The sequence below is a fragment of the Dehalococcoidia bacterium genome (genome assembly GCA_035310145.1).
In the GTDB taxonomy this organism is placed as follows: domain Bacteria; phylum Chloroflexota; class Dehalococcoidia; order CAUJGQ01; family CAUJGQ01; genus CALFMN01.
The window spans coordinates 47,377-53,402 of record DATGEL010000084.1 but is presented as its reverse complement, the minus strand read 5'-3'; the positions used below and the strand labels follow the sequence as shown (position 1 = coordinate 53,402).

At 70.5% G+C, this 6,026-nt stretch carries 5 protein-coding genes; 4 read left to right on the top strand and 1 reads right to left on the bottom strand.

All coding sequences use genetic code 11. The features are described from left to right. Positions 1–252: 252 nt before the first annotated feature. The 3 genes from VKV26_16100 to VKV26_16090 all read left to right on the top strand — a co-directional run bounded on the left by VKV26_16100 (position 253) and on the right by VKV26_16090 (position 4,668). Entirely contained in the window at positions 253–1,938 is a 1,686-nt protein-coding gene (locus VKV26_16100; protein ID HLZ71424.1) for an NAD(P)H-hydrate dehydratase, read from the top strand. Between the two features lie 319 nt (positions 1,939–2,257). Beyond that, positions 2,258–2,887, top strand: a complete 630-nt coding sequence (locus VKV26_16095; protein HLZ71423.1) for an RNA polymerase sigma factor — start codon at positions 2,258–2,260, stop codon at positions 2,885–2,887. Between the two features lie 311 nt (positions 2,888–3,198). Then, positions 3,199–4,668: a radical SAM protein gene (locus VKV26_16090; protein ID HLZ71422.1), complete on the top strand. Its 1,470-nt coding sequence runs from the start codon at positions 3,199–3,201 to the stop codon at positions 4,666–4,668. A gap of 185 nt (positions 4,669–4,853) precedes the next feature. On the opposite strand, the gene VKV26_16085 is transcribed toward VKV26_16090, so the two are convergent. Next, complete coding sequence (locus VKV26_16085) at positions 4,854–5,531, bottom strand: HAD-IA family hydrolase (protein HLZ71421.1); 678 nt, start codon at positions 5,529–5,531, stop codon at positions 4,854–4,856. Positions 5,532–5,737: 206 nt separating this feature from the next. On the opposite strand from VKV26_16085, the gene VKV26_16080 reads away from it, so the two are divergent. Beyond that, entirely contained in the window at positions 5,738–6,001 is a 264-nt protein-coding gene (locus tag VKV26_16080; GenBank protein ID HLZ71420.1) for a metal-sensitive transcriptional regulator, read from the top strand. Positions 6,002–6,026: the final 25 nt, after the last annotated feature.

Genomic DNA, 6,026 nt, shown 5'->3' with positions numbered 1-6,026 from the left:
CCCAGCGGGGGTGACAGGGGGCGTGTCCCCTACGCCCAGCGGAGCTGGCCGGCGAAGGGCGGAAGCCCGACGGTGCAAGCACCGCGGCCACCGGCCGCGCCAGATTTGGGGGTGACAGGGGGTTCGCCCCGTACGACCAGCGGAGCTCTTCGAGGCAAGCGTGAGGCCCGCAGTGAAATCATCGTCCGCGCAGCGGACTTCACATTCGGGGGTGACAGGGGGCGTGCCCCCTATGACCAGCGGAGATCTCAAATGAAACTCGTCACGAGCGAGCAGATGCGCGGGCTGGAGCAGGCCGCCGAAGCCGCCGGCGTCTCTGCCGCCGAGCTGATGGAGAACGCCGGCCTGGCCGTGGCGCAGGAGGCGTGGATGCTGCTCGGCTCGCTGGAAGAGCGGCGCATCGTCGTGCTCTGCGGGCCGGGCAACAACGGCGGCGACGGCCTGGTGGCCGCGCGACACCTGGGCGACTGGGGCGTCAATGTCGGCGTCTATCTGCTGAAGCCGCGCGAGGACGACCCGCTGGTCGAGGCCGTGCGCGGGTTGGAGGTGCCCGTTACCAGCGCCGAGGACGACGCCGATCTGGCGACGCTGCGCTCCTGGCTCACCGGCAGCGACCTCGTGATCGACGCGCTGCTCGGCACCGGCCGCGCCCGGCCGATCGAGGGCGCACTGGCCGGCGTGCTGGACGCCGTGCAGGCCGCGCGCGCAAGCGTGCCGCCGCCCAAGATCCTCGCCGTCGATCTGCCCAGCGGTCTCGATGCCGACAGCGGCGCCGTCGATGCGCACACCGTCGCCGCCGACCAGACCGTCACGTTTCAATATCCCAAGCTCGGCCTCTACACGCCCGAGCGCGAGGTAGCCGGCCGTCTGCAGGTCGTGGAGATCGGCATTCCGCCCGCGGCGGCGCAGGAGCTGCCGCTGGAGCTGCTGGAACGCTCGTGGGTGCGCAAGCACCTGCCCGAGCGGCCGGCGAGCGCCAACAAGGGCACGTTCGGCAAGGTGCTCTCGCTCACGGGCTCGTTGCAGTACGTCGGCGCGGCCTATCTCTCGACGGCGGCGGCGGCGCGGGCCGGGGCCGGGCTCGTCACCTTCGCCTGCGTGCACTCGATCCTGCCGATCCTCGCCGCGAAGTTCTCCGAAGGCACCTTTCTGCCGCTGCCCGAAGAGGACGGCTTTCTCGCCGTGGGCGCCGCCTCGCGCGTGATCGCGGAGCTTGAGCGCTACGACGTGCTGCTGGCCGGCTGCGGCCTCTCGCACCGCGACTCGACCTCCGTGGCGTTCACCGATCTGCTCGGCCGCATTCCCATGAACTTGAAGGGCTTCGTCTTCGATGCCGATGCGCTCAACATCCTCAGCGAGGTCGACGGCTGGTCCGCGCTGGTGCCGCCGGGCGGCGTGCTCACGCCGCACCCCGGTGAGATGGCGCGCCTTCTCGGCACGAGCGTGGCCGAGATCCAGGCGAAGCGCATGGAGACGGCGGCGAACGCCGCGCAGCGCTGGCAGCAGGTCGTGGTGCTGAAGGGCGCCGGCACGATCGTCGCCGCGCCGGACGGCCGCACCTGGCTTTCGCCGTTCTCGAATCCCGCGCTGGCCAGCGCCGGCACCGGCGACGTGCTGGCCGGCACGATCGCGGGGCTTTTGGCGCAGGGGCTGCCGGCGCCGGAAGCGGCGGCCTGCGGCGTCTTCCTGCACGGCACCGCCGGCGACCTGCTGCGCAAAGAGCTGGGCGACGCCGGCGTGCTCGCCTCCGACGTGCTGGAGGCGCTGCCGCGCGCCCGCCAGGACGTGCTCGGCCTGACGCCGGCGCCGGCCGCGCCCTTCCCCGGTCTTGGCGGAGGCATGGGCGCAATGGGCGGCATGGGCGGGCTTGCGGGGCTGGGTGGACTCGGCGGGCTCGGTGCGGGCGGCGCGGCGGGCGGGGGCGCGTGGCCCTCATAACCCCGACCCCCTTCTCTTGCTACCACATGACACATGAAACACATGAATCGTGTACACCGCGGGACCATAGTGGCCAGCACGGGGAGAAGGGGGCGATCGTTGGCAGGAACAGCGCACTGCAGCCGGGTCGCCTCGCTTGCAGAGACGGCCGGCCGGCAAGCGGCAGATCGCTCACACGGGTTCCGCGGCGCTGCGCGCCGCGAGGAATGGCGAGATGCGGCGCGGTCTGGTATATCTGCGCCAGCGTGTGCTGCGCTGATATAACCTTGTGCACCGTGCGGGCGACTATTCAGTGGAAGCTTCTCAGCACCTGGGAGCCATGACAGCGACAGCCGCGGCGGCGGACAGCACACTGGTGCGTGCTGCGCAGCAGGGCGACCGGGGGGCGTTCGGCGTGCTCGTCGGGCGCTACCGGCCGATGACGCTTGCGCTTTGTGCCCGGCTGCTCGGCGACCCGGACGAAGCTGAGGATGCGGCCCAGGAGGCGGCGCTTCAGGGGCTGGTGCATCTCAACTCGTTGCGCACGCCGGGCCGCTTCGGCGCCTGGATCACGGGCATCGGGTTGAATATCTGCCGGCGCTGGCTGCGGCAACGGGCACGCGCGGCGCTGTCGTTAGAAGCGCTGTTCGCCGCCGGCCGCCTGCACGAGCCGGTGGCGCCCTACGCCACGCCGGAGGAGGAGGCCGTCGCCGGTGACCTGGTTGAGCGCGTGCGCCGCGCGATCGCGACCTTGCCGCGCGGCCAGCAGGCGGCGGTGCAGCTCTACTACCTCGCCGGGCTGACGCTGGCGGAGACGGCGGCGCAGCTTGAAGTGGCGCCGAACGCGGTCAAGGCGCGGCTGCACCAGGCGCGGGCGAAGCTGGGCCGGCAGTTGCAGGAGCTGTGGCAGGAGATCGAAGAGGCGATGTCCAACTGGGCCGCGGCGCAGGGCGAAGAGGCCGACGCCTGAGCGGGCCAGTGCCGCGATGAAGCGTACGTACGGCTGTTTCTGTCCGCGCACTGCTGGGACAACGGCGGCGAACTGCCGCTCGACGTGCCGCACTTGCGGATCGACACCAGCGATCTCAGCGCCGAGACCACGGCCCGACGCATCCGCGAGCACTTCGCCCTGCCGTAGCCGCACCGAGGAGCTACCCTAGCCACCCGCCCCGCTCACCCCGCGGATCTATCGAAAGGTTTACGAACGGGCAATCCTCTGTGACAATGACGTAAAGCAGCGTCCGCGGCCGGGCGGCCGGCCATATCCCGGAAGGAGACTCGATGGCTACAACCAGGCGCGTGGTGCTCGTGCAGCCACGCTCGACCGGCGGCAACTTCGAGTATGTCGCCATTCCCCGGCAGGGCATGCTCTTCCTCTCGCGGGCGCTGGAGATCTGGAGCAAGCGCGACGGCGCGCCCTACCGCTACGAGCGCGAGATCTGGTTCGAGGACCGCAGTGGCAAGATCGACCCCGACAAAGACCTGGTCGATGCCGATATCCTGCTGGTCACCGCCCTGATCAACGAGACCCCCCGCGCCTACGAGATCGCCCGGCAGGCGAAGCTCTATCACCCGAACATCGTGGTGCTGGGCGGCGGGCCGCAGATGGGGCCGCTGCCAGAAGAAGCGATGCGTCTCACCGGCATGGACGTCATCGTGCAGCGCGAGGGCGAGGACGTGATTGGCCCGCTCTGCGACCTGCTAATGACCTATGACGGCGCCGATCGGGCGCGCGAGCTGCACAAGCTTGACGGCCTCGCCTTCTTAGCGGACGGCCGCCTGGTGCAGCGCCCCTTCCGGCGCATGATCAAGTCCGACTACGTCGAGCTGCCCGATTACGAATCGATCCGCGACCTCAACCCGCAGAACCCGATGGCCGCCGGCGTGCTGGAAACCTCGCGCGGCTGCACGGAAAGCTGCACCTACTGCGAGGTGATCGAGCAGTTCGTCGGCTACCGCATGGTCGAGCCGGAGACCGAGCTGAAGCGGCTGATGCAGCTGCAGCGCATGGCCGCCGACGGCCTGATCTACAAGTGGCCCGACGGCAACGTGCGCGTCTTCGTCTCCGACGACCTGCACTCACCGCCGAAGCGGGCGATCAAGTTCCGCAACGACCGGCTGCAGCGCGCCCGCGGCTGGAGGAGCCTGACCGAGGGCATGCGCTTCATCACGCAGAACCGCGCCGAGCTGGGCTCCGACCCCGAGCTGGCCGAGGCCTTCCGCGAGGCGGGCATTGAGATGCTTTACGTCGGCGTCGAGTCCTCCTCCGCCGAGAACCTGAAGGCGATCCACAAGCGGCAGGAGCCCGACCAGATGCACAAGGATCTGATCGCGCTCAAGGAGTGGGGCTTCCGCGTCGTGGCGATGACGATCATCGGCTTGCCCTTCGACACGGAAGACTCGATCATGCAGCTCGCCGAGTGGGTCACCGGCGTCAGCCACTACCAGACGGCGAACCTGCTTACGCCGTTGCCCGCTACGATCAACTGGCCCGACGGCCACGGCGGTGGCCTGGCGCTGCTCGACCGCGACGGCAGCCTGCTGCCCGAAGGCAAGCTGCCGCCCTACGACCTCTTCACCGGCCGCCAGTTCGTGCACCACGACAAGCGCTGGACGATGCAGGAGTCGCGCGAGATCTATACGCGCTACACCGACCGCCTCAAGCCGATCGACCGGCTCTACGAGGCGATCTTCCGCCGCATGGAGCAGAAGAGCCGGCGCGGCGGCGGCGCGATCCCGGTGCGCGTGTAAGCGGCACGCCCGCCCCTGGCCCTGCGCACGTAGGCCGTCTCCGCAAGGCTCCGCTGGTTGTATTGCCCTCTGGCCCGCACCGGGAACGCATCCCCGGCGCGCGCTTCACTCGCCGCGCGAGGGGAGCGGTATCCGAGTGCGCGCGCGATCCACGGCGCGGCCCACGCCGTGCGGTCGTCGCTCCCTCAGGCGAGCCAGTCGGCAAGCTCGGACAGCGATGAGCATTCGTGCACCGGCCGCGCCGTGCCTGCTGCTGCTTCGCGCGTGCGGTTGACCCAGGCCGCGGAAACGCCGAGCGCCGCGGCCGGGGCGATGTCATGAAACCAGCTCTGCGCCACGTGCAGCCAGGCGCGCCCGCCGATCCGCTCGCGCGCCGCGAGGAAATGCCCCGGCGCCGGCTTGTATGAGCCGACCTGCTGCGCCGTGACGACAAACTCGAACGGCACACGGAGCTGCTGGCGCGTGCCGGCGAGCAGATCGTCGTCCACGTTGGAGAGGATGCCGAGCCGGCAGCCGGCGGCGGCCAGCCGCTCAAGCGCCGGGTTCGTGTCGGGGAAGACGGGCCAGCGCGGCAGGCTCTCGGCGAGGAAGCCGGCGCGATCCTCCGCGAGCGGCCAGCCGAGCCGCGCCGCCACGCGCCGCGCCGTCTCGCCCAGCACGGCGCGGTAGGAGCGGAACGCCTCGGCCTCGACCTCCGGCTCGATCGCGTGATAGGCCGCGAGCACTGCCGCGCCGTCGAGGGCGCCGCCGTCCCGCCGCGCCGCCTCGGCGAAAGCGCCGGCGATGCCGCTGTTCCAGTCGATCAGCGTGCCGTAGCAGTCGAACGTGACGACCTCGTACGGCCTCGCGCGCGTGCTCGTCATGGCGGGGCGATCGTAGCACGGCCGTGCTTGCCGGGCCGCGAACCGCGCCGTTGGTGTGCCCGGGATCGAGCCAAACGGCGCCGCGAAGGGCGCACGCGGTGCGGCCCTATGCCCGGCAGGGGACGCGCCCGAGCGCGCGCTTGACAGGGCCGCTACGCTGTTCATACCCTACCCGGAGGGGATGGGTTTACTTCGGGAGGCGAACCATGCAGGCAGAGCGCGGCGAGGTGCTCAAGCGCCTCGCCTACATCGAGGGGCACATCAAAGGCATCCGCAAGATGGTCGAGGAAGACCAGTACTGCGTCGACATCCTCAAGCAGACCTACGCCGTCAAGCGGGCGCTGGACAAGTTCGACGCGCTGCTGCTGCGCACGCACCTGGACGGCTGCGTGCGCGAGGGCTTCGCCGAGGGCCGCGGCGACCAGGTCATCGCCGAGCTGGCCGACCTGTTCGCGCTCTCGCAACGCTAGCCGAGCGCACCATCGCAAGCGAACG

Coding starts and splice junctions, on each gene's coding strand:
- VKV26_16095 (HLZ71423.1), top strand. CDS start 2,258: ATGACAGCGACAGCCGCGGCGGCGGACAGCACACTGGTGCGTGCTGCG.
- VKV26_16085 (HLZ71421.1), bottom strand. CDS start 5,531: ATGACGAGCACGCGCGCGAGGCCGTACGAGGTCGTCACGTTCGACTGC.
- VKV26_16090 (HLZ71422.1), top strand. CDS start 3,199: ATGGCTACAACCAGGCGCGTGGTGCTCGTGCAGCCACGCTCGACCGGC.
- VKV26_16100 (HLZ71424.1), top strand. CDS start 253: ATGAAACTCGTCACGAGCGAGCAGATGCGCGGGCTGGAGCAGGCCGCC.
- VKV26_16080 (HLZ71420.1), top strand. CDS start 5,738: ATGCAGGCAGAGCGCGGCGAGGTGCTCAAGCGCCTCGCCTACATCGAG.